The 25,615-nt window shown below is 42.2% G+C and carries 16 protein-coding genes; 8 read left to right on the top strand and 8 right to left on the bottom strand.

Translation table 11 applies throughout. The annotated features are described in order from the left end of the window. Positions 1–15: 15 nt before the first annotated feature. Positions 16–1,470, bottom strand: a complete 1,455-nt coding sequence (locus tag DNL43_RS04620) for an APC family permease (protein WP_056981065.1) — start codon at positions 1,468–1,470, stop codon at positions 16–18. 386 nt (positions 1,471–1,856) lie between these two features. Between DNL43_RS04620 and DNL43_RS04615 the strand changes: the two genes are divergently transcribed. Then, positions 1,857–2,390, top strand: a complete 534-nt coding sequence (locus DNL43_RS04615) for an HTH domain-containing protein (protein WP_054769092.1) — start codon at positions 1,857–1,859, stop codon at positions 2,388–2,390. Positions 2,391–2,536: 146 nt separating this feature from the next. Here the strand turns inward: DNL43_RS04615 and DNL43_RS04610 are convergent, their stop codons facing one another. Continuing rightward, entirely contained in the window at positions 2,537–3,001 is a 465-nt protein-coding gene (locus DNL43_RS04610; protein WP_056981063.1) for a hypothetical protein, read from the bottom strand. 336 nt (positions 3,002–3,337) lie between these two features. On the opposite strand from DNL43_RS04610, the gene DNL43_RS04605 reads away from it, so the two are divergent. Together DNL43_RS04605 and DNL43_RS04600 are read left to right on the top strand one after the other, a co-directional pair. Continuing rightward, entirely contained in the window at positions 3,338–4,114 is a 777-nt protein-coding gene (locus DNL43_RS04605; RefSeq protein ID WP_054769091.1) for a CHAD domain-containing protein, read from the top strand. Positions 4,115–4,132: 18 nt separating this feature from the next. Further along, positions 4,133–4,861 carry an alpha/beta hydrolase gene (locus tag DNL43_RS04600; RefSeq protein ID WP_056981061.1) on the top strand — a complete coding sequence of 243 codons (729 nt, stop codon included), beginning with the start codon at positions 4,133–4,135 and terminating at the stop codon, positions 4,859–4,861. A 63-nt stretch (positions 4,862–4,924) separates the two neighbouring features. On the opposite strand, the gene DNL43_RS04595 is transcribed toward DNL43_RS04600, so the two are convergent. Beyond that, entirely contained in the window at positions 4,925–5,755 is an 831-nt protein-coding gene (locus tag DNL43_RS04595; protein ID WP_056981059.1) for an undecaprenyl-diphosphate phosphatase, read from the bottom strand. 192 nt (positions 5,756–5,947) lie between these two features. Between DNL43_RS04595 and DNL43_RS04590 the strand changes: the two genes are divergently transcribed. After that, positions 5,948–6,859, top strand: coding sequence for an NADP-dependent oxidoreductase (locus DNL43_RS04590; protein WP_054769090.1), 912 nt, complete (start codon positions 5,948–5,950; stop codon positions 6,857–6,859). A gap of 75 nt (positions 6,860–6,934) precedes the next feature. Here the strand turns inward: DNL43_RS04590 and DNL43_RS04585 are convergent, their stop codons facing one another. The 4 genes from DNL43_RS04585 to thrC form a co-directional block, all read right to left on the bottom strand. Next, entirely contained in the window at positions 6,935–8,290 is a 1,356-nt protein-coding gene (locus DNL43_RS04585) for a threonine/serine exporter family protein (protein ID WP_056981056.1), read from the bottom strand. A 190-nt stretch (positions 8,291–8,480) separates the two neighbouring features. Then, positions 8,481–8,915, bottom strand: coding sequence for an ACT domain-containing protein (locus tag DNL43_RS04580; RefSeq protein ID WP_054769089.1), 435 nt, complete (start codon positions 8,913–8,915; stop codon positions 8,481–8,483). After that, complete coding sequence (gene thrB / locus DNL43_RS04575) at positions 8,893–9,798, bottom strand: homoserine kinase (RefSeq protein ID WP_056981054.1); 906 nt, start codon at positions 9,796–9,798, stop codon at positions 8,893–8,895. Before thrB ends, DNL43_RS04580 begins: the two co-directional genes overlap by 23 nt. Beyond that, positions 9,770–11,275 (bottom strand): threonine synthase, encoded by a 1,506-nt coding sequence (gene thrC, locus DNL43_RS04570; RefSeq protein WP_056981052.1) that lies wholly within the window; start codon positions 11,273–11,275, stop codon positions 9,770–9,772. The genes thrB and thrC overlap by 29 nt, the downstream gene beginning before the upstream one ends. A 103-nt stretch (positions 11,276–11,378) precedes the next feature. Between thrC and DNL43_RS04565 the strand changes: the two genes are divergently transcribed. From DNL43_RS04565 to DNL43_RS04555, 3 genes are all read left to right on the top strand, one after another. After that, positions 11,379–12,557 (top strand): homoserine dehydrogenase, encoded by a 1,179-nt coding sequence (locus DNL43_RS04565; RefSeq protein WP_056981049.1) that lies wholly within the window; start codon positions 11,379–11,381, stop codon positions 12,555–12,557. Beyond that, positions 12,557–13,885: an aspartate kinase gene (locus tag DNL43_RS04560; RefSeq protein WP_054769088.1), complete on the top strand. Its 1,329-nt coding sequence runs from the start codon at positions 12,557–12,559 to the stop codon at positions 13,883–13,885. The genes DNL43_RS04565 and DNL43_RS04560 overlap by 1 nt, the downstream gene beginning before the upstream one ends. A gap of 215 nt (positions 13,886–14,100) precedes the next feature. Continuing rightward, on the top strand, positions 14,101–23,610 hold the full coding sequence (locus tag DNL43_RS04555; protein ID WP_056981047.1) for a lectin-like domain-containing protein: 9,510 nt from the start codon (positions 14,101–14,103) through the stop codon (positions 23,608–23,610). Between the two features lie 72 nt (positions 23,611–23,682). Here DNL43_RS04555 and DNL43_RS04550 read toward each other — a convergent pair whose 3' ends face one another. Beyond that, entirely contained in the window at positions 23,683–24,507 is an 825-nt protein-coding gene (locus DNL43_RS04550; protein WP_054769079.1) for a LysR family transcriptional regulator, read from the bottom strand. A 109-nt stretch (positions 24,508–24,616) separates the two neighbouring features. Here DNL43_RS04550 and DNL43_RS04545 point away from each other — a divergent pair, with 109 nt between their 5' ends. Then, positions 24,617–25,600 (top strand): TDT family transporter, encoded by a 984-nt coding sequence (locus DNL43_RS04545; protein ID WP_056981045.1) that lies wholly within the window; start codon positions 24,617–24,619, stop codon positions 25,598–25,600. Positions 25,601–25,615 lie beyond the last annotated feature (15 nt).

Genomic DNA, 25,615 nt, shown 5'->3' with positions numbered 1-25,615 from the left:
AATCACCAACCTTTGTTATTCTTTTTCGTGTTCGGTTTTCTTATCAATTGTTGCTGTTGAATGACTCATTCCATATGCGAAGTAAATGACCATTCCCAAAACGAACCAAACGAGGGCGTATGTTTTTGCCTGAATATCAAGTCCCCAGAAGATTCCGAGGGCACCCAAGAAGCCAAGTGCCGGTAATACAGGGTAAAGTGGCATCTTGAAACTTGGCATTGGGATATCTTTACCTTCACGTGGACGCAATGAGTAAATTCCAAGAGATACAAACATGAATGCGATTAATGTACCGGCGGAAATCAATTGTGCCAAGAAAGTGAATGGGAAGAATGCCCCAAGTGCAATGGCAATAATTGTCAAAACAACTAATGCCCGGTTAGGCAGGTTGTTGTCCAACTTGCCAAGCCATTTAGGAAGCAAACCGTCACGTCCAAATGAGTAAATCAAACGTGATCCGGCAAGCATCATACCAATTAAAGCAGTAAACATACCGACAACCGCAATTGCTTGAACAACTGTGGCAACGACTGCGTGGCCACTTTGACGAAGTGCCCAGCCAACAGGTTCGGCGTTATTTGCATAATCTGAATATTTGAACATTCCAACTAATACCAAAGCCACTGAAATGAAAAGGATAACGGCAATCACCAATGAGCCAAGAATTCCTCGAGGCATGGTCTTTTGTGGGTTCTTTGCTTCAGCAGAGTTGGCAGCGATTGAATCAAAACCAATGTATGCCAGGAAGATTTCAGAAACCCCGGCATAGATTCCCTGCCAACCACCAAATGCCGATCCATCAGGATTAACATGGTACTTTGGAATAAATGGTGTGTAGTTACTTGATTTAAGTGCAGTTGCACCAACAAAAATAAAAATAAGAATGGCAATAACTTTAAGGACAACCAGGGTGTTTTCAACACGGGCCGTTTGCGATGCACCACGTGAAAGCAAAGTGGTTACCAGAATAATGACGATAATTGCAACCAGATCCATCAACCCGCCATTATCACCGGTAGAGGCAGTGGATAATGCTTTGGGTAAGTTAAATCCAACCGGTGAAATTAACCCTTGGAAGTTGGCGGAAAGCCCGGAAGCCACGAACGCCACGGCAATGAAGTACTCAGCCAATAAAGCCCAGCCGGCAATCCAGCCCCAGAATTCACCAAAGACAACGTTGATCCATGAATAAGCCGAACCGGCAAACGGCATTGCTGCAGCCATTTCAGCATATGCGAAGGCAACAATCCCGGCAACAATCGCTGCTGCCAAGAACGAAAGGGCAACGGCAGGACCGGCATGTTGGGCGGCAACAACACCAGGTAAGGTAAAGATTGAAGTTGAAACAATGGTTCCAACACCCAGTGCAAGAAAATCTTTTGTGGTTAGGCTTCGGATCAAATGAGAATCCTTATCTTGATACACAAGCGGATCTTCTTTTCGAAACATTTTATCTGTCAAACTACTCATATAATCACTCCTAATCTCATTTTGAAATTTAATAGCCAAACGAAAACTTTCGAAAATGACAAACAACGTATTGCGGAAACCATACTTTGTAAATACGAAAACGATCGCGGTTTTCTTCCTCGACCAATAATTATGTAAATAATCATTACAAATACACAAATTTTCTGTTAATTTTGATTCAGCATGCGAGTAGTTTACCTCATTTTTTATTAGATTGTCAACACAAAATCTAATTAAACTCTCATTTTAATGGAAACTTTGTTATAATTATTTATTAGGAAACTTCAGAATTTATTTGCCGAACGGTGTGTTAATCACTATAATAGTCTTGTGCGACTGCCAACAGCCTGTTGGCAAACTAAATTACTCATGTTGGGGGCGACATTATGGAACTGACTATCAAAGAGTTGGCGGACGAATTATCGGTATCGAAAACTGCAATTAGAAAACATATGGACGATAAGTTCAGAGATACATATACGATAAAAAAGGGAAACAAGATTCTGATCAAAGATGAGGGTGTTGAAGTTCTCAAAGGCCAATTCAAGAACCAGGAATCACACGTTTCAAAGGACGAACCAAAGCAAACCGCTAACCAGTTAGCAATTAAGAGTAGCGATAAGCAAACGGCGTTATTAGCTGAACAGCTTGAAGATCAACGTAAGCAGATTGATGCAAAGGACAAACAAATCGCAGAACTACATCAACTTCTTGATCAATCACAACGTCTTCAGTTGGATGTCCAAAATAAGCTCAAGCAGTTGGAAAGCAAAGGTACTTCTTCAATCAAGCAAACCATTCCAGAATCCGTTGATGAAGAAGAACAGTCGGAGGACAAAATTCCTGACAGCTACCAGCCGAGCAATGCGCGATTTCAAGACTCAGGAAAGAAAAAGCACTGGTGGCAGTTTGGCAGATAAGATATTCAATTCATTTTTCGATTAAGATTCAACATTCACGGATACATCGGCGCCGGCCGAAATCAGTAGCTATTATTTAAACAGCTCATTCTTTTGTATAAAAAAGGAAGCAGGAACGAATCCTGCTTCCTTTTTCTATTATTGAATTATTCTTTGTTGTAATGATATTCAAACCACAAGCGTTCTTCATATGGTTTGAGTTCCTTTTCCAATTGTGAACGGAGAAGGTTAACCCGAAGATCAGCAGCGAGAATCAATGCACAAATGGCGAGAATAGAAAGCTCCACGGCAATGAGGCCCCAATTTTGTTTGGCGTTCATGACAAGAACTTCTTCCAGGACCAACAGGCAGACCATGGACTTGGTCTTGCTTGCCAACCAATACCAGTTATTAATGGCCCTTAATTTCTTCGTTACAAAGGCCAACTTTTCTCCTTCCAGCTTATTCGGTTGTTTAATAGCAACCTGTAAGGGAGAAGCATCGCGAGAAACAAGCTTTGACACGTAAGATGACGATTTTCCAAGGGAATTCTTTGATAAGAAGTCGCCGATCCAAAGGGAAATCAGAAGATAAAGCATTAGACAATCAGTTATATCCAAAAATACTTTCATGATAGTGCCTCCTTGAACATATGTAATTGGATTCGTTGTGAAAGAAAACCGTGTGCTTTCATAAACGTCGTTCTTTGTATGAATCTCTATTTGAAGCGAGTATACAACGATTCAAGGCTAATTTCTATCAATTTTTGAGTCTAATTTTAGAATGCCTTTTCATGAAAACGAAGCCAATTGTTCAACGATAATTACTTCAGCAGTTTATTACAAATTGATGAGGACGGCTTTTTTGCCAGTGCTAATCAATGTATTTATACTTGCTGATTAGTTAAAATGAACGTGAATAACGTTTTATAAATGGATTTATCCGTAATGATGAAAAGAGGGAGCATAATGGCATCTATTCAATCTATTTTGCATGATCGATATCAATCAATTTTGGTTGAAAATATCAGGTACCTTAACAACCCCTATGATCCGGATCGCACACATGATTTGCGGGTCACAATCCGAACTCTTCGGGGTTTGGTTAAGTTTCTTAAACGGCGGATTGATCCGGCAGTCTATGAAAGTATTGATTCTAATTTAAGCCGGGCGGCAACTTTATTTAACACATTGCGGGAACTCGACGTGTTAATCGAACAAGCAGGTGAATACGCCTATCATCACCCGGAAGAAGGCCGTGGATATCGACATTTATTCACGGTACTGCGGGATAGTCGCCAGCAGGAAATGGAACGGACTTTGAGTGATCAGGAACATCATGCGTTTGAAAATGAACTCACTGAGGTTCATAAACAGATTTTCGATTTGAAGTTTAACCAGACAAGCAACTGGCACCAGTACATTTCAAAGGAATTGAACCGCAGAAATCATAAATTGATTAAAATGTATGACAAGCTTGATTTTAAAAACTATCCAGAAGTTCACCACGTAAGAAAGCGTTCGAAGACACTTCGATATGCATCGGTTAATTTTGCGGAATTTGCTGCCAATAAGGCTGAAAAGAGTGCCAAGTTGGCCAAGAGTATTCAAGACGATACCGGCACAATCACCGATGCCCATGTGAACTATATGCGTCTTCGTCAACTTGCCAACGCCGTTACCAAAGATGCCGATAAGCAGCTGTTGCTGAAAATTGCTGACGAGCAGCTCAAGAAGTTTAAATGATTTTAAGGGAGAACAATCATGGCGATTCTGAAATTGACACGTGCATGGCGCGCGTTGGAAGAACAGACAACAATTTATGTGATTCTCCCAAATGAGATCCAGCGAGACAAAAAACTACAAGTTCTGTGGTTACTCCATGGCTTGGGTGACGACGGCAGTGGATGGATTCGAAAAACAAATCTGGAAGTGTTGACGAAACACACCAATCTGGTTGTTATTACTCCGGAAATGAACCGAAGCTTCTATATGAATATGAAAGATGGCTTGCCATACTGGGATTATTTGGTTGATGAAGTAATTCCTGAGATGAGAAACTTACTGCCGCTATCTACCGATCCAAAAGATAACTTTGTCGGCGGGGTCTCGATGGGAGGCTTTGGTGCATTTAAATTGGCTTTCACGCATCCGGAATGGTTTAGTGCCATAGTTCCAATGTCTTCGGTAATTGATTTGACGGAACTTCCCAAGATAATGCCGGATTATCGAAACATTTTTGGTGGCCCGGGACCAGCGGGATACCTGGAAAAAATGGCTGCCAACGCTTCGCTTTCGAAGCTCAAACAACTGCGATTCTATGATTGTGTTGGTGACCAAGACGATTTCAAACCATCTAACGAGCAGTTTGCTGCTTATTTGAAAAATGATTTAGGCTTGAACGTTGGTTTCCACACGAGTCGAGGTGGGCACGATTGGCTTTATTGGCAAAGAATATTGCCTGACGTATTGAATTGGCTGATTGGTGTTTAGCTGCCTGATAGTAAATCTAAATCAAAAACCAGCTGCCAATAAAAATTGGTAACTGGTTTTTGATTAACGGGCCATGAAGCCGAAGTAGATAATCACGATGATACTTAAAACAATTCGGTACCAGCCAAATACTTTAAAGTTGTTGTGCTGGATGTAATTCAGTAAGAATCGAATAGCGAAGTAGGCAACGACAAACGACACAAACATTCCGGTAAGAAGAATTGCGGTTTGCAAGCCGGTAAACGCACCACCATTGCTGAAGTACTTATATACCTTTAATAGAGAAGCACCAAACATTGTTGGGATGGCTAAGAAAAACGAGAACTCAGTAGCAACGTAGCGTGATGTACCAATCAAGATTCCACCAAGAATGGTTGCCCCTGATCTGGAAGTCCCTGGAACAAGTGATAATAGCTGGAACATTCCAATAATAAATGCTGTTCTGTATGAGAGGCGTCCCAAATCCGTGAACCTTGGTTGCCGGTTTGCGTTTCGGTTCTCGATTACGATGAATAAGATACCATATAAAAGCAGCATTGCGGCGACAACCGCCCAGTTCATTAAGTGGGCATCCATCCAGTCATTGAACAGCAGTCCGATCACAACTGAAGGCAAGACAGCCACAATGACTTTGAACCATAAGATCCAAGTGTCATGCTGCTCGACATGGGTTTTGCTTGGTGACAGAGGATTCAGTTTGTGGAAGTACAACACAACAACCGCCATGATGGCACCCAGTTGAATAACAACGTTGAACATATCTGTGAACTGGGTACTTTGACTCATTTTGATAAATTCGTTAACCAGAATTAAATGTCCGGTTGAACTAATTGGTAGGAATTCAGTAATTCCTTCAACAATTCCAAGAATAATAGCTTTGATAATATCTAACATACGTGCCAACTTCCAATCCATTTAGTTTTATAAAGTAAGCATGCCATAAAATTGCCAATTAAGGAATTGTTTTTCGTAATATTTACAAGACTGATACTAAATCTTTAAATTATTTAACGATTCCAATTACTTGCTCCTACCCATGATTGCGCTTACAATTGCGCTAGTTGAAGAAATGAGGAGGAACAGATTATGAAAGCATTTGGATATGAGAAGCATGGGGCTCCAGAAGTCTTCCAAGAATATGATGTTCCAGAACCAACAATATCAGCAGACCAGGTTTTGATTCAAACGATTGCGGTTGGATTGAACAACCGTGAACGGGCTGAATGGGAAAATGGCCGCAGTACCACGTCACCGTATATTCCAGGTCGTGATGTTGTCGGGGAGATCGTTAAAGTTGGCGATCAAGTTTCCGATTTAAGTGTTGGCCAAACGGTCATGACACACACTGAACATGGTTATGCGGAATATGTGGTTGGTGATTTGGACGCCACGGTTGTTGTTTCCGATGGATTGACACCTACCCGGGCTGTCGGACTCATTACTCCTGGGTTGACCGCCTATAAAGCCGTGAAATACTTTGCGGATGTTAAGCCCGGGCAAACGGTTATTGTCAAAGGCGCTTCTGGTGGTGTCGGTTCCTTATCGGTGCAAATTGCCACCGACCTTGGCGCTCAAGTGATCGGCATTGCTTCCAGTCACAACGAAGCCTATGTCAAATCAATCGGTGCCGTTAAATTTGTTGCCTATGATCAAACTGATCCGGCAGAGGAGTTGGCTGATACCGGCGATGTAGTTTTAAATATGGCAATGAACGGAGCCGGAACCGATGACGACATTAAGATGGTAAAACCCAATGGGGTGATTGCCAGCGTTGCTCATCAGGCGCCAACAACGGATAAAGCATTGAAATTCGTTCACATTTTTCCAACCAACGCGATGACCGACCGCGAAGCGATGCAGGCGGTGATCGATCTTATGCGGGATGGAAAATTAGATATTAAAATTGGCTACACACTGCCATTTACTCGAGCAGGGTTTGTCAAAGGCCACCAGCTGCTTGAAGAAAAGCATGATGGTCGGGTCGTAATCATTAAATAGTTTTGACCAGATTAAAAGCCGGTCTCCCAAACGGAGGCCGACTTTTTGTTTGATTTTATATTGTTGTCGTTTGTACTAATCGAAGTGGCGCCATTCACGATCCATTAATGCTCTGGCCACAAACAAGCCCATTGGCAGGAAGATGATAATCAGAGCCGCCTTTGTCAGCCATAATGCACCAACGCTGATTTGGTTGATTCCGATATTATAGACTGCCCGGTAGATGTACAGCCCGGGGACCATGATGACGATTGATGGAACAGTCAGTGAAATTCGTGGATATCCATTGTAACGGTTAACAAGAGATGCGATCAACCCAGCGACCAACGCAGCAATGAACGCTGCGGCTGCAGGTGGAACGGTTGTCAGGTCAACCATTTCAAGTCTTAAGGTGTTGGCAACCGCACCGATCAAGCCGGCCGTCATTGCCATTTTTTGAGAACTGTTAAACATAATTGAGAATCCGTAGACCCCGCAAAAACTTGCCGGAATTCTCAGCAGCATTAAGGCAATTGGTGATAAGCCCAGCGGCAGGAAATTCTCAGGTCTGAAGTCAAACAGCAGGGCAACCAGCCACCCGACTAATGCCGCAACTGCGGTAATCATAATCGCATACGCCAGTCGTTCAAGCCCAGATCTCATATCCAATTTGGAAATGTCCAAGAAACTGGTGATAAATGGGAATCCTGGGATCACGAACAGCATTGCTCCAATATACCCAGCTTCATGTTGTGCCAGCACTTGGAAATTGGCTTCAAAAATTTTAAAGGAAAACATATAGGCAAGACAGGCAATGGCCACCGCAATGGCAATACTTGCGATTGTGGTAAGGTGCTGCTTTCCCATTGATCCCCGGAAAAACTGGCCGATTCCAGCGCCAATAAAGGAACAGATCATTTCTGGAATTCCACCTCCCAGCAAAAAAATAAATCCGCTGCAGGCTAATGCAGCTGCGAACCCAGAAATGACTGGATTGTACTGAACGGGGCGCTTTTCAATCTCGCTAATTCTTGTGTGGATTTGTTTGACGGTTGCCATCCCAAAATCGCGCTCAAAGTACTTCACGAAGTGTTCCAATGAATTCAACTTATCAGTGTTTACACCGGTATTTGGCAGTGCCAGTACCTGTGAATAACTGTGGTCATTAATGAAACAGGTGAACTGTAGAGAACTGAGGCCGATGTCCGCTGAACAGGTAAGCCCCAAAACTCTGGCGACGGTGTTCATGGCATCACGAACCCGCCAGGCTCCGGTTCCACATGAAAGCATGACAATTCCGACCCGGCCAACGATTGAAGCCCGTTCCCTCAAGCCGGCTTCTTTAGCAGGGACAGATTCATCCAACGTGAATGACTTCCAGGGAATCGTCATATGATGATTCTGCGATAGATGGAATTTTTTTGGTACATTTGGTTGCTGGCTGTTTGCCATGATTTCCTCCAGAATACTTTTAAATCGGTAAATGCATACAATTATGTATTATATGCGGACAGTCAAACAATTTTCAAGTTGGTAAAGGCTTACAGTTGAAAGTTTAAGGAATCCGGGACAAAAAATCCTTGATAATGATTATCAAGGATCAAAATTGGTGTTTATTTGGCATGTTATTGAGCCGATTCGGTTATTCAATTGACACCAGCTGGACATTACTTGCGCCCTCGACTTGGCGGATCTTTTCCAGGAGACTGTCAATCGTCCCTGAAAAGTTGCTTAAGTCCAGTGAGATCACGATACTGGCAATGTTATGAATCGGGATGTTTTGGTTGATCGTTAATACGCTGGCATTCGTTTCTGAAATTGTCGTCAAAACCTTCGACAAGATGCCGCGCTGGTTTTCAAGCATAAGGGAAATGACGGCTTTTCTGTCCATCACGCCCTCTTCGGGTAAGAAGACCAGATCTTTATATTTATAGAAGGTTCCCCGGCTGATGCCGACGACCTTTACAGCTTCACTGACCTGCTTAACTTTACCGCTCTCCAACAGCTGACGGGCTTGAATCACCTTATCAAAAGATTCTGGGAGAATCGAGCTATCAACGATGTAATACTTTTCCACGTTCGCTTACCTCACTCACGACGCCTGTTGAATCGACAGCCATCTTGCGCACAATCCATTTTGGAAATGCGGCTTGGGCATTGTTAACGATTCGATCGGCGTCCTTTTCGTCTGCAGTGATTGCCATCATAGTGGAACCACTGCCGCTAATGTACATTGTTCCGCCAAATTGTTCAGAAATGTTTTTTGCCTGACTGTAATCCGGAATCAATTCAGCTCGATAGGGTTCATGCATCCGGTCATCGCAAGCCTCATGAATCATGTCGCTGTTACCGATTTCCAAAGCTTTGGTCATCGCAGCACAGTGGCTGACTTGATGAATGGCATCCGCATAACTCAATGTTTTCGGCAATACTTTGCGAGCTTTATGGGTGCTGACTTCATAGTCCGGAATCATGGCAACAAAGTGCAGCTTGTCGCTCACCCCATATTGGATTACTTGGGGTTGGTTTTGGTCGTCAAGAAACGATACGCATAAACCACCGAGGATGGCTGGGGTGACATTGTCGGGATGACCTTCCATTTGAGTTGCCAATACCAACAGCTGGTCGGTTGAAATGGCATCGTCGAACCAAACACTGGCGGCTTTGAGCCCGGCAACAACACAGACTGATGAACTGCCAAGTCCGCGGGCAACCGGTACGTCGCCTTCGATGTCGATTTTGACATTTGGTACCGGCTTGTCCAAGAAGTTGCAGCCTTTGACAAAGGCTTTGTAGACTAAGTTGTCTTCATTTTGAAATTCTTTGGGGGATCCGGTGATGATGAGATGTTCGGCACTTTCGTCAAATGTAATGGTGGAATAATACGACACCGCCAAGCCAAGACAGTCAAAGCCGACGCCGACGTTTGCGCTAGTTGCTGGAACTTTGATCTTTATCATAGAATACCTCCTCAACTTTTTGCTTCACGTAATCAGTCATTTGATCTTTTTGAATCACACTTTCGTGACGGACTGGCAGGTCCCAAACTTTTTGCAGATTATCCGGGATTGGTGCGTGAGTCGCTTCATGTAAGTCCTTCATTACCTTTTGAACGTCATCGGATGTTTCGGGCAGCACCGCGTTGGCCACCGCATTTACAAATTTGTATGGGCTGGCGGTACTCAGCAGAATCATTGGGGTATCGGGATCGATCTTTTGGTAGTCACGCATGACTTTATAGCCCGCGGCGGTGTGAGGATCCATCAGGTAGCCGTTTTTTTCGTAAACTTCTGCGATTGAACTTTCAATATCTTCATCGGTACTGTAACCGCAATAAAAGTCTTCTTGAATATTGGCGAGGACCTCTTTTGAAACCTCATACTTGCCGCTGTCTTCCAAATCGTCCATTAATTGTTTGACGTATTCGGTATTTTCACCACTCTTATAGTAGAGAAGCCGTTCAAAGTTACTGGAAATTTGGATGTCCATACTTGGGGCGACCGTCTGGAAGAATGGCCGGTTGCGGTCGTACACGCCGTGGTTGAAAAAATTGGCGAGGACGTTGTTCTCATTACATGCCACAACGAACTTGTTAACCGGCAGGCCAAGCATCTTGGCGTAATAGCCGGCGAGTACATCACCGAAGTTTCCGGTTGGAACGGTAAAGTTGACCTTGTCGCCAACTTTGATTGATCCGTCGTTGACCAATTGTTTATAGGAATCAAAGTAATAAACAACTTGAGGGATGAGTCGGCCAATGTTGATTGAGTTGGCACTGGATAGGCTGACCTCGTCACCGAGGGATTCTTTCAGCGCTTCATTATTGAAAATCCGTTTAACATTGGTTTGAGCATCGTCGAAGTTCCCTTCAATCGCGGCAACCTTGGTGTTGTTCCCGCCAGTCGTGATCATCTGGAGCTTCTGAACTTTGCTGACACCGCCATCGGGATAGAAAACGATGATTCCCATATTGGCGAGGTCCTTAAAGCCTTCCAGGGCAGCCTTACCAGTGTCGCCACTGGTAGCCGTTAAGATCATTACCTTATTATTGTCGGTTAACACATGCTTCATTAATTGAGGAAGCAATTGAAGGCCGACATCCTTAAATGCACTGGTAGGGCCATGGAATAATTCCAAAACGTGGAAGTTGTCAACGTTCACTACCGGGGTGATCTTTGACGTATCAAAGCTTGATTTGTACGCGGTGTTAATACTCTCATCAATTTCGTCGGCGGAAAAGTCTGGCAGTAAAACCGTGAGGACTGCTCGGGCGATGTCTTGATAATTTAATTTAATTAATTTTTCGAAGTTTACTTGGAGCTTTTCCAAGTCGGGATAAACGAAGAGACCCTTGTCATCAGCGAAGCCCTTCTTGATAGCCTGCTTAGCTGAGATTTGTACTGAACTGTTTCTCGTGCTCGTATAATATTTATTCATCAACTTTACTCCTTGCATTTCTATGATTTATATGATAATCTGTTTTCATGTTAAATACAAGTGTTTATTATTTGTGAACACAATAAATTTGGAGGTTGAAGCTGTGAATATTGCAATATTAGGATTTGGGACAGTTGGTACAGGCGTTTACAAAATTATACAAAATGCAAAACGTCAGGCTCAAAACCTCCATGTAAAGCACATCTTAATTAGAAAAAATAAAAAACCGGATTTACCGGAAATGACCGACTCAATTGATGAAATTTTAAATGACGATGATGTTGACGTTGTGGTAGAAGTCATTGGCGGGATTGAACCGGCCCATCAATACATAGTTGATGCATTGAAGCATAAGAAGCATGTGATTACCGCTAATAAGGCAGTGATTGCCCAGTATATGGATGAATTTACCAGGGTTGCTGCCGAAAACGACGCCAAGTTCTATTTTGAATCAAGTGTCGGTGGTGGGATTCCTTGGATTCAAGGATTGGAACGGGCATTGCGGGTTGATGATGTCAACAAGATTCAAGGGATTTTCAATGGAACCAGCAATTTCATCCTTGATCAGATGCACCGCACCGGGAAGCCTTTCAATGAAGTTTTGATGGAAGCTCAACAATTAGGATATGCGGAAGCTGATCCAAGTGCCGATATTGATGGCCTCGATGTTGCCAACAAATTATGTATCAGCGTCGACATTGCCTATGACTTGTTCATCAAGCCAACCGCCGACCTGCCGATCTTTGGAATTCGAAATATTACTGAAGACGATATGACCCATTTCGACAAGCTGGGGATGACCATTAAGTTGATGGGTAAAAGTCATCAGCGGGGTAATGAATTTGACTACATGGTTGAACCCACCCTGTACTATGGGGACACGTTGGAAGCCCACACCCGTGACAACTACAACTTGATTTCACTGATTGGTGAAACCATTGGAACCTTGAAGTTCATGGGTCAGGGAGCCGGTCAATTACCAACTGCCAACGCTGTGATTCAAGATATTTTGGATATTTACCAGGGGAAGGAGCATTTGAAGCGAACCTTTAAAAGCAGCTTCAAATATCAGCCCGATTTGACCAAGAACGACTATATTGTCAGATCAGAGATTGACTGTTCACCACTATTCAAGGGGTTTGAATCAGAACTCCGCGGTGATTATCTTCTCATCCACGATATTCCCGTTGGCCAGATGCACCAATTGATGAAGAAAGTATTAAAACGCGATGAATCAGCATTCATGGCAAGTTTACCAACTAAGGAAGGAGGAGCAGAATAATGATAGTAGCAAAATTCGGTGGAAGTTCAGTTGCAGACGCAGGACAATTTAAGAAAGTCCGCGCCATCGTTGAAGCAAACGCAGATCGCAAAATGATTGTGGTGAGCGCTGCGGGTAAAAGTGATCGTGAGGCTGTTAAAGTCACCGACCTGTTGATTCAAGTTGAAAAGCTCAGAGACGCAGGTGAAGATTACATGCCGGTGTTCAATCATATTCAGAGCCGATTTGTTGGAATCAGGGATGCACTTGGTTTGAAGGTGGGCATTGAAACCGACCTCAAGAAGATCAGTAAGGAAATTCCTACATGCAGTCATGATTATCTCGTATCTCGAGGTGAATTTTTGACCGCCAAGTTAATGGCTGACTTTTTAGGCTACCAATTTATTGACGCTGCCCGCTTCCTAGTGTTTGACCAGAAAGGGGTTAATTATGGTCAGTCAATTAACCGGCTTCGTGACTTTATCAGTTATGATGACCATATTGTGGTTCCCGGATTCTATGGTGTTGACGAACATGGGATGACTCACTTGATGCCTCGTGGTGGAAGTGATATTTCCGGTGCTTTACTGGCCAACTTCGTGGATGCTGATTTGTACGAGAACTGGACTGACGTGTCCGGTATCAAGATGGCCGACCCACGGATCATCAACAATTCCCGCAAGATCAACGAACTTACTTATGAAGAGCTTCAAGAATTGTCATACATGGGCATTAGCGTTTTCCAAGAAGAAGCCATTCAACCTGCTAAAGAAAAGCAGATTCCAATTGCAATTTTAAACACCAATCACCCCGAAGAAGACGGAACACTGGTTGTCGATTCTGCTGATAAAACAGCCCCTTCTTTGGTAACTGGAATTGCCGGCAAGAAGGACTACATTGTCATTTCAATTAAGAAGTATCAGTTAAACAAACGTTTGGATGTGATGGCTAAAGTATTCTCAGTCATCCAAAAGTTCGGCGTAAAATTTGACTATGTACCAGCTGGAACGGATTCTGTTCAATTCTTAGCGAAACGAGCAGACGTTGACGGTAAGCTGATGGCAATCGTCAGTTCGTTGAAGTCGGAATGTTCTTTGGACGATGTAAAATTAGAAAAGAATATCGCCATGGTGGCGGCCGTTTCTTCCCAATTTGGTAAACGACCAGCGATTGCCGGTAAGATATTAGACTTGTTGGACAACAGCCAGATTAAGATTCATCTGGTTGTTCAGGAAGGTAGCGACATCAAAGTTGTCTTCGGAGTTGCCAACAGCGACTATGAAAAGACGATTGAAAAGATTTATCGAAGTACTGCTGTAAGTGCGACCAGACTTAAGATGGTCATCTAATATATAAACGTTGAGAAGGTAGAATTTTCTACCTTCTTTTTTTATTGCTTGAGTACAAAATAATAATAAAAAGTGTACCAAATAAATAAATATGTACCTAAAAGTATTTCATTTTCCCCTTTTCTATGATACCCTAACAGTGGCATTAGCCATAGCGGCATGTGAACGGGGTATTCAAGTCTTATGTGCCGACTACATTGAAGGGGGATTTTTCTATGCATAATTTATGGAAAGATCAGGATCGCAAGGTCCATTTCAAGATGTACAAGTCAGGCAAACATTGGGTGTTTGCCGGGCTGGCAGTTGTTGGACTGGGTATGGGGTTGGGCATTTCTGGGGGAAATGTTCTTGCTGATACCCATGTAGATGGAAGTGTTCCACAAACAGATCATGAAGATACAGCACAAATGATTATCACTGATAAACAACCTGGCGAACCAGATGGTACTAATCCAAAAGGACAAGTCAATCTCCCTGCGTCAGACGACGAGAGTCATTCTCAATCAGCAAAAGTTGAAATCAATCCATCTCTGTCGACTGATAATACTGATGAGAAGTCCGCAGCAGATGTGGCTGTTGTAAATACTCCAAAAGTGGCAGATCATACTACGACTGCTCAAAATACCATTAATAAGGATAAAAAAACTGATAATAATACCCACGTAAGTAAAACAAAACCAAACGAATCAGATAATCAGTCAGCATCGGCACCTATTGAAAAATTGTCAGATACCAATCCACAAACCAAACCAAATTCTGATACCAAGCAGAGCCTGAAGGCTAAAACAGCTTCAAACCATTCAGTTGAGGCGGACGCAGCCATCAGCTCTTCAGAAAGCAAGACTGCAGCAGATCATGAAACGAACTCCAATGAGTCCAATACAGTTATTGTTAAGCCGGAGAATTTTAAGGATTACTTTCAAGTAAACAGTCATGCGACTTGGAATGGGAATATGTTGACACTGACAACCGGTCATCACCAATCTGGAAATGCAACTCTGAAAACAAAAATTGATATGCAAAATAGTTTTCAGCTAAAAGGCAGTGTGATGCTTGGCGACGGAAATTATCCAAGTACTGAATGGGCTGATGGCATCTCATTCGGATTTCATAGTGGTGATGTCAATGCTCATGGCGGAGCTGGTGCTGACATGGGAATGGGCGGATTGCCTGATGGATTTGGATTTAAATTAGACACATATTCAAACACAGATCCAGACCATGAGGACCCTGAACGATTTATTTATATTCCTTATTTTGGTGGCCTACAGGAAACACAAGCTTTCGGGGCATTTGCTTACAATAACAACAAGCCAGGGAATCCGTCTGAAACATATAATCCCAGCAAATTGTCAGATCCTGACGCTCCTAAAGCATTAGCAGCTGGCGCTGACGACAGCTTAAAGCCAAAACATTTTTACCCTGTTGAAATTGATTATGATGGTAAAACCCACGATATGACAGCTATCTTTGATAATGATGTGGCACACCGCAAAATTACTTGGCACCACAATGTGTCACACTGGTCAGAAAACAAAAAGGCGTTGTCTTTTTTCATTGCAGCATCCACAGGACAAAGAGGTGGTCTTCAACAGTTTAAATTTGATAGTTTTCAATACACCGTTCCCAGTGTTGTCAATGTAAAATTTACGGACGAGGATGGCAGAACGATTCCAAACGCCCCTCAACCGCTAACAATCTACGGCAAACCAGGCCAAAAGGTTGATTTAACTGGGGTTACTGCCGATATTCAAAAGATTGAAAGGAATGGTCAATACTATTTCGATCGGGTCAAAAAAGAAGGAATAGGTGACTTTGATGTAAACAAGAATCTCTTGACAATGTCTAAGCAGACGCAAGATATTAATTACTATTTTGCAAAAAGTCAGGCAAAAATTAATGCTAATGATTTTACAATTTATGCCGGTCAGCCATGGACCTCAGATTTGAAAAATGTTACGGCGGTTGCAAAAAATGGTCAAGCAATTGATCCAAGTGATCTTGTGGTGATTCCTGAGGGCGACAGCCAAACACCAGGAACTTACAACGTTACCTACAGGTTGAATCAGCAGTGCTATCATAATGGACCTGTCCAATCGGTAACGAAGACTGTTAAGGCAACTGTTATAGAGAACAAATCAAAGATTGAGGTTAAAGATGCTTCATATTCTGTTGGTGATAAATTTGATCCAGCTAAGAGCCTTGTTTCTGCCGTTGATGGACAAGGAAAATCAGTTTCGTTAGATAGTGGGGAACTCACAAGTCAAGTTTCAGATGCAGATGGTCATTCAGTTGCTCAAGATGCTGTCACGGCGCATTCTGGAGATTACTACCTTCAATTTTCTTATAAGAATGGTCAGCAGGTCCTCTCCAAATCCAAACGTTCCAAGATTACAGTTATCCAGCCAAACAACATCACTGTTGATTTGATTGCACCGAATAACGACCAGGTAAGGTCAATTTTGCCTAAAGACCATCAGACCGGCGATCAAATTGACGTAGCCCCTTCCAGCAAATATTTAGCCAGTATCATACCGACTGGCTATCATTATGCGAAGGCCGATGAGTTACAGACTGACGAAACTCAGCCAACAGTCAATCCGGTGTATTCCGGAAAGGAACAAACGGTTAAAGTTTACGTCGTAGGGGACACTGTGGATAAAAACGCTGCTAATGCTTTGACAGTTCATCATTATCTTAAAGACTCTGCAGATGTCAAAGTTGCCCCTGATAGTTCGATTGGCGGCCGGATTGGTCAGAAGGTTGTGGCTACATTAAAGGATGCCGCCCATGCAGCTGAAGGCTATACCTTGGTGCCCAATCAAAAAGACCAGACAGCGACCTTGAAATTAAACCAAGGAAGCCAAGTGAAATTTTACTATACAGCAGATCCTCAGGATAATATCAAAGTCAATGTCCTTAATGCAGCAAACGTCGATATTGTAAAAGTGACAAAGCCGGAAGGACATCATACTGGAGATGTGTTGGATGTTTCTCCAAATAGTTCATTTTTGGATGTTGCTAAAGAACGTGGCTATCACTACGCGACCGGTGATGAACTGAATGGACATATCCAACCGCTGGGCAACCCAACTTATTCTGCAAAGCCTCAGGAAGTTAACATCTACGTTGTCGGGAACACCATCACTGATAAGATGGATAACTCACTTTTAATTCATTATTTTAAAGACAATACGACCACTGCCATAAAGCCAGAGCGAAGAGTTGGTGGCATTGTTGGGTCAACTGTCACTTTGAAACTTAATGATAAAGAGCAACAAGTTCCCGGTTATGAATTGGTATCGCCTGATAAGGACGTTGAATGGACACTAAATAATTCTAATGGACAGGTGCAAAACTTCTATTATAAGCCTAGTGAACAAAAGAATATTGCTGTTCATTTTATGAATGTCCAAACAGATAAACCTGTTGGAAGTCCTGTTGATCCGCTTGGCCATACCAATGAAACGTTAAATCTCAGTGAAACCAGCAACCAAATTCATGTTCCAGAAGGCTATCATTGGGCAACTAAAGAAGAGTTGGACAAATATCAAAGGCAACAGACTCAGGAAATGAAATGGGGAACTCAAAAGCAGAATGCCAATGTTTATGTAACTGGAAATCCAATTGATGCTAATTCGAAGAATGCTTTGACAGTTAATTACTATCTTCAAGATGATCATAGCCTAAAGACCAAAACGGCTATCAGAAATGCTGATAAGATTGGTGGAAACGTTGGCGATCAGGTAACGGTTGATCCGCAAAGTAAGGACAATCACATCGATGGATATACTGCCGTTGGAAAAGAAAAAATCACCCGCACATTGGGAACCTCCCCAACCGATCCGGTAAATCTTTATTACACTGCCAATAGCCTTAATAACATTACTGTTAAAGTGGTTGATGTTAATGGTAATCCTGATACCTTTGTTACAACGGAGACCCCAGCTGGTAAAACGGGACAGAAACTTGACTTAGCACACAATGTCAATATTCCTGATGGCTATCATTTAGCAACAAACGATGAGTTGAAGCAACATAACGCTACCCAACCAAATAATCCAACATACAAGGCAGATTCACAGCAAACAACTGTATATGTGGCTGGAGATGACGTAACAGATGCCGTGACGGTTCATTACTATTTGCAGGATGAACAAGGAAAGCCAACTATGACTGAAGTCGCAAAAGACACATCAATCAATAGTAAAGTCGGTCAAACCGTTACTGTTGACCCTGAACATCAATCTCCAAAAATTGATGGCTTCACAATTGTGCCTAATCAAAAGAAACAGTTAATAACCACCAAATATAAAATTCACAGTGTCGTCCCTGTCTACTATACGGGGAATGTCTCTTCCAACATTAACGTTCACTTCATCAATAGTAATACAGGTGAAACTGTTCAGACTGAGCATCCTCAAGGACATACTGGTGGGGTGTTGAATTTGAATGATGATTCGAGGGTTCCTATTCCAAATGGTTATCATCGAACGGATCCAAATGCAGCGGGCAATAAACAAAGCCAGAATCCAACTTATACAACTAAGGAAAAAGATGTTCAGGTATATATCACTGGAAATCCAATTAGTTCACATGATAAGAATGCCCTGGTAATCAATCATTACCTGGTGGATGATATGGGCCAAAAAACGACTGATTCTTTTCACACGTTGCCTAAGATTGTCGGTGGTCAAGTCGGTCAATCCATTACGATTGACCCTCAAGCACCTGAAAATCAAATTCCGGGGTATACAGCCATTGACCAAGCCAAGATTACTCGAAAGCTGGCCGCTCATCCAGTTGATCCGGTGAACTTGTATTATAAAGCTGATACGCTTCACAACATTACCATCGAAGAATATGATGACTTTGGGAATCCTGGCAAATACGTTACAACCGCTGTTCCAACCGGTAAAACGGGTCAGAAATTAGATTTAGCTGATAATCAAAATCTTCACATTCCGAATGGCTATCACCTTGCAACTTCTGATGAGTTGAAGGCTAACAAGGTTAGTCAACCAGCTGATCCAACCTATAGTCCAACTTCACAAACTGTCCGAGTATACATTGCCGGGAATATCGTCAAGAATGCTATGACGGTTCATCACTATTTACGAGATGAACAAGGTAAGCTAACTACAAAGATGATAGCAGATGATACACATTTACGTGGTCGAGTGGGTCAAACACTCACGTTTAAACCATCTTCCGAGCCCCAGAAGTTCCCTGGCTACACAATTGTGTCAGGTCAGCCTGAAAAGTCGGAGCCTGTTAACCCTGAAACTCCTGGTGAAACGGCTATTTACTATACTGGAAACCTCAATCAGACGATTAGTGTTCACTTCATTGACAAGCAAACCAAAAAGACAGTCACAGTTGAAGTTCCCGAAGGCCATACAGGGAGTGTATTGGATTTAACTAACCCTGATAAGGTCAAAATTCCCGATGGGTATCATCGAGTAGAACAAATCACTCAGAACCCAACGTACAGCACTGACAAGCAAGATGTGAACGTGTATGTTGCAGGTAATGAGGCTAAAGATTCCGTTACTGTTCACTATTATCTTCAAGATGAACAGGGCAGACCAACGACAATAAAGATTGCTGACGACAGCCAAATTGGAACTCAAGTTGGGCAAACTGTAACTTTTGACCCGAATAAGAATCCCAAGAAAATCGATGGTTACACACTTGTCTCGAAGCAAACTCAAAAAGTTGTTGAAATTCAGCCAAATATGCATCAAGAAATTCCTGTTTACTATACTGGCGACAAGAATAATAAGATCACTGTTCACTTTGTTGATCCCAAAAATAATGGAACAACTTTTCCAACAGAAAAGCCTGAAGGTCACACCGGTAGTGTCTTGAATTTGGATGATAACAATCAGATTAAAATTCCTGCCGGGTATCACCGACTAAATCCAGCTGATATTCCTAATAGCAAAAATCGACCTGCCAACCCGACCTATTCAACGAAAGATCAAAATGTGGATGTTTATATCACTGGAGATCCAGTTGATTCCAATGATGTGAATGCACTGATCATCAATCATTACCTCCAAGATGGAAAAGGCCAGCAAACAAAACACGTAGTTGGACCATCAAAAAGGGTAGGTGGTCAGGTTGGTGAAGTGATTACCATTGATCCTCAGAATTCTGATAATCAGATTGCAGGATATACCGCAGTCGGTAAATCCCCTATCAGCAGAACATTGGGTGTAAAAGCTGGTAGTCCAATCGACTTGTATTACACTGCCAATGCTGCTAATAACATTACCGTTCATGAATTTACTGTTAATGGGAATCATGTTGCTCTAATTAACACCGCAACGCCAAACGGAAAGACCGGGGAAACACTTAAACTGGATGATAACTCTAATTTAACAATTCCGGTTGGGTACCATATCGCAACGCCTGATGAATTGAAGGATGCAAAAGTTAGCCAACCGACCGATCTAACATATAAGGCCAGTCCTCAAACGGTAAGTGTCTATGTTGCTGGTAACCAAGTGGACAAAGCCGTTATGGTTCATTCTTATTTGCAGGATGAAACAGGTAAGAAAACAAAAACAAAGGTTGCGCACGATCAATTTCTTCACGGTCGTGTCGGCCAGGATGTGCCTGTCGATCCAGCCAAGTATCCTCAAAAAATTGACGGGTATACGATTGTTCCTAACCAGCCGGTCAACTCGTTGACAATCCCAGCGACAGGAAAAGAAGAAGCAGCTATTTACTATACTGGTGACAAGAACACCAATGTAGTTGTTCATTTTATCGATAGCAATACTGGAAAGTCGGTTACGGTTGAAACTCCGCAAGGCCATACTGGATCCAGCTTGGATTTGAACGATAATGCCAAAGTTAAGGTTCCGGAAGGCTATCACCGTGTTGATAAAGGTAACCAATCACAAAATAAGAATCTGAAATTCACTAATACCAAGCAGGATGTAAATGTTTATGTTGCTGGTAATGTTATTAAAGATGCTGTTACCACTCAGTACTATCTTCAAGATGAGAATGGTAAGCCGACAGATAGTCCAATCGCACCTGAAAAACCCCATAGTGGAACAGTTGGCCAAGACATAACGATTCATCCAGCTGTGATAGATGGGTATACGATTTCCCCTAATCAGGGCAAAATGGTATTTGACGTTACCCCTGGCATGCACAAAGTGGTTCCAATTTATTACACAGGGAACAAAAACAATATGATTAGTGTCCACTTTATTGATCCCAACGATCAGAACCACACTGTTCAGATTGAAAAGCCTGCTGGCCATACTGGTAGTGTCTTGAATTTGAATGACAATACGATTATCCATATTCCGGACGGGTATCACCGTGTTGATACAGCGGATATTCCAGGCAAAAAGCAAAGCGAAAACCCAAGATTCAGTATGAAAGAACAAAACGTTGACGTTTATGTGACAGGAAACCCAATTGATCAGAATTCCAAGAACGCTTTGATCGTGAACCACTATCTTGAAGATGAAAGCGGGAAGCCAACAACCAAATCAATTGGAAAACCGCTTCGAATTGGTGGTCGAGTTGGAGCAAAAATTATTGTTGATCCTCAGGACAAACAGAATGAAATTCCTGGTTATACAGTCGTTAAAGCACAGCCAATAACCAAGTATTTGACCAATCATCCAATTGATCCGGTTAGTTTGTACTACACCGCAAACGAGGTCCACAACATTACGATCAATGAATATGATGTGAATGGTGATTCTGATAAACCGATTCAAATAAGTGTACCAACAGGTAAGACGGGAACTCAGCTCGATTTGAATGATGTCAATAATCTCAAGATTCCGGAAGGGTATCACAAGGCAACTGCAACGGAATTGAAGGGCCATCAACAGCCAACCGATCCAACGTACACTGCAAGTCCACAAGACGTTAAAGTGTATGTTGTTGGAAATCGTGTTAAAAATGCAGTTACCGTACATTATTACTTGATGGATGAGACTGGAAAAGCCACAACCATTCCTGTGTCAAAGGATCAGACAAGTGATGGCCAGGTTGGCCAAAAAATAACAGTTGATCCATCTGACCAGCCTCAACAAATCGACGGCTATACACTTTTGCCAAATCAGCCAAAGCATCAATGGCTGGTAACACCAACTACTCAGGAAAAAACAACGATTTATTATACTGGGGATGTAAATTCGCACGTTGTTGTTCACTATGTTGATGCAAATACAGGTAAGACAATCTCAGTTGATCGACCTCAAGGCCACACTGGTGGAGCCCTTAACTTAGATGATAATTCCAAGATTGTTATCCCAGATGGTTACCACATATCTGATCAGCAAGAATTGTTGAATGGCGAAAAGCAGCCAACCAACCCAACTTATACGGCCAAAGATCAAAACGTTGATGTCTTTATTACAGGGGATGTCATTGAACCAAATGATGGTAATGCAGTGACGGTCCATCATTACCTATCTGGGACCTCCAATCCGATCATTCCGGATACCAAAGTCGGCGGAAGGGTCGGACAAGTTGTTCAGATTGATCCTCAAGCTGACAATAATCAGATTACCGGTTATACGTCAGACGCCGACCAATTCGTACAAAGACGAACTTTGGGAACAGCCCCTGTTGCCGATGCGACTATCTATTACACGCCCAATGATGAGCAAAATATTACCATTAAGTATGTTGATGGAAACACGGGTAAAGTTGTTGGGACAGCTACACCAAAGGGGCACTTCGGTGGTCAAATTGATATTGATAATCCTTCTGTTGCCAAGATCCCAGATGGATACCATCGTGCAGCAACAAATGAACTCCCTAAGGGAAAGCAGCAGCCTAAAGGAAACCTAACATTTACGGACAAAGATCAGGATGTTGTTGTTTATGTATTTGGAAACTACTCTGGCAATAACGGCGGATATGGTGGATCAGACGTTGTCACACCAACGCCAACCACCAAGCCCGAGCAGTCTAAAGCTTCACAGCCTGCTAATCCAGTTGTTAAAGTGCCTGTCTCAAATGATAGTGTTCCAAGAAATCGAAGAAGCACTATCAAGAAGGGCGAAGTCGTCTACTCCTTGAAGAAGATTTATCTTTACAAGAATAAGACCTTCTCCAAGAAGCAACGAATTGCTGGCTATGTCAAAAAGCCACGTGTTTATCGACCGATGTTCGTTGTCATCGGACATAGCTATTCCAAGAATGGGCTAATGAGATACAAGGTTCGAGATGTTAACCATTTGACTAAGAACCGGCATTTAGTTGGATATATTACTGCAAATGCGGAATACGTTCGACCAGTCTATTATCAAGGTACCCATCGAACAATTACCGTCATCAATCCACTTGGAGTAAACAGCTATAAGCATAAAGACTTATCTGGCAAGACTAGAAAGTACAAGCAAGGGACAGTTCTTCACGTTGCTAAAGTGGTTCATCATCATTTGACAACTCGATATGTGCTGACAAATGGTCGATATGTGACTGCCAACCGCAAGTTAGTGATCACTGGTAACAAGAAGATGCCAAGAACCATTCGGGTTAAGAAGACGATTAACCGATACAAGAATGTCAACTTTACTCACAGAAATAAGAAACACATTCAAAGAGGAACCAAACTTAGAGTTTTGGGTTACGATTATTCCCATGCAAACAGTGTTTCAAGACATGGTACATTAAGATACCGGGTCACAGGTGGTTACGTAACCGGAAATTCAAAATTCGTTAAAATTTATCGTTAGACTAACTTGTCTTTAAACAGCAAAAAGAACCGACTTCATTGTCGGTTCTTTTTTGGTGGGGTCATAAAATGGTTAATTCTGAGACTCGGCTACTTTAATGATTTCTTCGACTCTTTGGAGGATGGCATCATCTTTATTTTCATCTCGGTTCACGAGGTAAAAGTCACGAATGAAGTTGGTTCCAAGCTTTTCAGCCGGAACGTTCTCCGGAATATCTTGGTCAGATAGTAGTGCCTGGCCAACACCTTGGGAAACGATTCGTCTGATTAGCCCACTATTATTAACGTGAATGATCTTTTTCGGTTGAATATCAGCTTCCCGAAAATACTGATCGGTATAATATCCGACCCCTGATCCTGGTTCACGGGTAATCCAAGTTCCAGTGTTAATTCCAGCTTTGACTAGTTGGTCTTTTCCAATGGATTTTCGATTGATATTTTCGGTCACTAACGGTTTTTCAATTATGCCGACATCGATTTTATAACCTTCAAGTTGGTTCAAAACCCCTTCAGAGTTGGAAACTTCAACATCATAGGATAGCTCTGGAAAGTCGGACTTCAGTTGTTTGGCAATTTTTGAAAATAGAATTCTTGAGACGGTTTGGGAGATGCCAAAGCGAATGTGCTGGGTCTCATCGGCTTCAGCGTTCATAATTTCAGTGTTCACATCATGCCAGCTGTCCAATATTTTCGCTGCTCGATGATAGAGAATGTCGGCTGACTTGGTTGGCATAATCTCTCGTCGGCTTCGTCGTTCAAACAATTCCGTATGTAATTGAGATTCCAACTGTTTAATTTGATTTGAAACGGTTGGTTGGGTAATAAACAGTTGTTGAGCTGCCAAAGAAAAGCTTCTGGTTTTGTACACCACCATGAATGTTTCGAGAAATTTAAACATGCTCAGGGCTCCTTATAAATATGATTTATAATAAATATAAAATATATCAATTTTATTTATTCTACCATACACGCTATAATTAAGCTCATCTAAGAGAGGAGAGGACCGCATGAAGTTATTTTTGAAAAAGTTACCTTTACCAATTTGTGGATTAATACTTGGAATTGCCTCACTGGGGAATTTATTTAAAGCTATCAACTTCCCAATTATTGGTAACGCCGTTGGAATTTTGGCATTAGTATTAATTTTGCTAGTGATTGCAAAGATTGGTGTTCATTTCAAATTAAGCATGAACGATTTAAATGATCCAATCATTGCTTCAGTTGCGCCAACCTTTACGATGTCACTCATGATTATCAGTACTTTCTTGAAATCATGGGGAATTCCGGTAGTCGCAGTGGCAGTTTGGACATTCGCCGTTATTTTGCAATTCATTATCATGGGATACTTTATCTATCGTCATTTATTACGTCCAACTGTTGAACTTGATCATGTTTATCCAAGTTGGTTTGTAACTTTTGTTGGTATCGGAGTGATTCCGGTAACCGCCAATAACTTTATTCCAGCACTTGGGACACCGATCCTTTGGTTGTCACTGGGATTATATGCCATCCTATTACCAATCGTCTGCATCCGATTATTAAGACGTGAATTTATGTTTGAAGCAACTTTGCCATTGCTCACAATCATGGCTGCACCGGCTTCACTTTGCTTAACGGGTTATTTGACCATGAATACCAACCCATCTTGGGCATTTTCGTTGGTCATGGTTTTGCTGGCCCAAGGGTTATACTGGGGAACGCTTACCAAGATCGTTAAATACATCCGCCTATCATTCTACCCAAGCTTTGGTGCCTTTACTTTCCCGTTGGTCATTTCCGCAACCGCATTGAATCTGTTTAACAACAGTTTCCATTTAGCTAACGGATTTAATTCAATCATTGGTGCAATCGCAAATCTGGAAATTACCCTCGCAACTTTTATGGTTGTTTTCGTTGTTATCAAATACGGTCAATTTCTTGTTGGACTCATGAACCAATCACTTCAAGCAAAGAAAGAACATATTTCAGCAGATGAAACAATTACCAAATAAAATTAACTTTTAAGC

It is taken from the genome of Lentilactobacillus kefiri, assembly GCF_009739535.1.
GTDB lineage: Bacteria > Bacillota > Bacilli > Lactobacillales > Lactobacillaceae > Lentilactobacillus > Lentilactobacillus kefiri.
This window is presented reverse-complemented; position numbering and strand designations above follow the sequence as displayed.

Coding starts and splice junctions, on each gene's coding strand:
- DNL43_RS04620 (WP_056981065.1), bottom strand. CDS start 1,470: ATGAGTAGTTTGACAGATAAAATGTTTCGAAAAGAAGATCCGCTTGTG.
- DNL43_RS04615 (WP_054769092.1), top strand. CDS start 1,857: ATGGAACTGACTATCAAAGAGTTGGCGGACGAATTATCGGTATCGAAA.
- DNL43_RS04610 (WP_056981063.1), bottom strand. CDS start 3,001: ATGAAAGTATTTTTGGATATAACTGATTGTCTAATGCTTTATCTTCTG.
- DNL43_RS04605 (WP_054769091.1), top strand. CDS start 3,338: ATGGCATCTATTCAATCTATTTTGCATGATCGATATCAATCAATTTTG.
- DNL43_RS04600 (WP_056981061.1), top strand. CDS start 4,133: ATGGCGATTCTGAAATTGACACGTGCATGGCGCGCGTTGGAAGAACAG.
- DNL43_RS04595 (WP_056981059.1), bottom strand. CDS start 5,755: ATGTTAGATATTATCAAAGCTATTATTCTTGGAATTGTTGAAGGAATT.
- DNL43_RS04590 (WP_054769090.1), top strand. CDS start 5,948: ATGAAAGCATTTGGATATGAGAAGCATGGGGCTCCAGAAGTCTTCCAA.
- DNL43_RS04585 (WP_056981056.1), bottom strand. CDS start 8,290: ATGGCAAACAGCCAGCAACCAAATGTACCAAAAAAATTCCATCTATCG.
- thrB (WP_056981054.1), bottom strand. CDS start 9,798: ATGATAAAGATCAAAGTTCCAGCAACTAGCGCAAACGTCGGCGTCGGC.
- thrC (WP_056981052.1), bottom strand. CDS start 11,275: ATGAATAAATATTATACGAGCACGAGAAACAGTTCAGTACAAATCTCA.
- DNL43_RS04560 (WP_054769088.1), top strand. CDS start 12,557: ATGATAGTAGCAAAATTCGGTGGAAGTTCAGTTGCAGACGCAGGACAA.
- DNL43_RS04555 (WP_056981047.1), top strand. CDS start 14,101: ATGCATAATTTATGGAAAGATCAGGATCGCAAGGTCCATTTCAAGATG.
- DNL43_RS04550 (WP_054769079.1), bottom strand. CDS start 24,507: ATGTTTAAATTTCTCGAAACATTCATGGTGGTGTACAAAACCAGAAGC.
- DNL43_RS04545 (WP_056981045.1), top strand. CDS start 24,617: ATGAAGTTATTTTTGAAAAAGTTACCTTTACCAATTTGTGGATTAATA.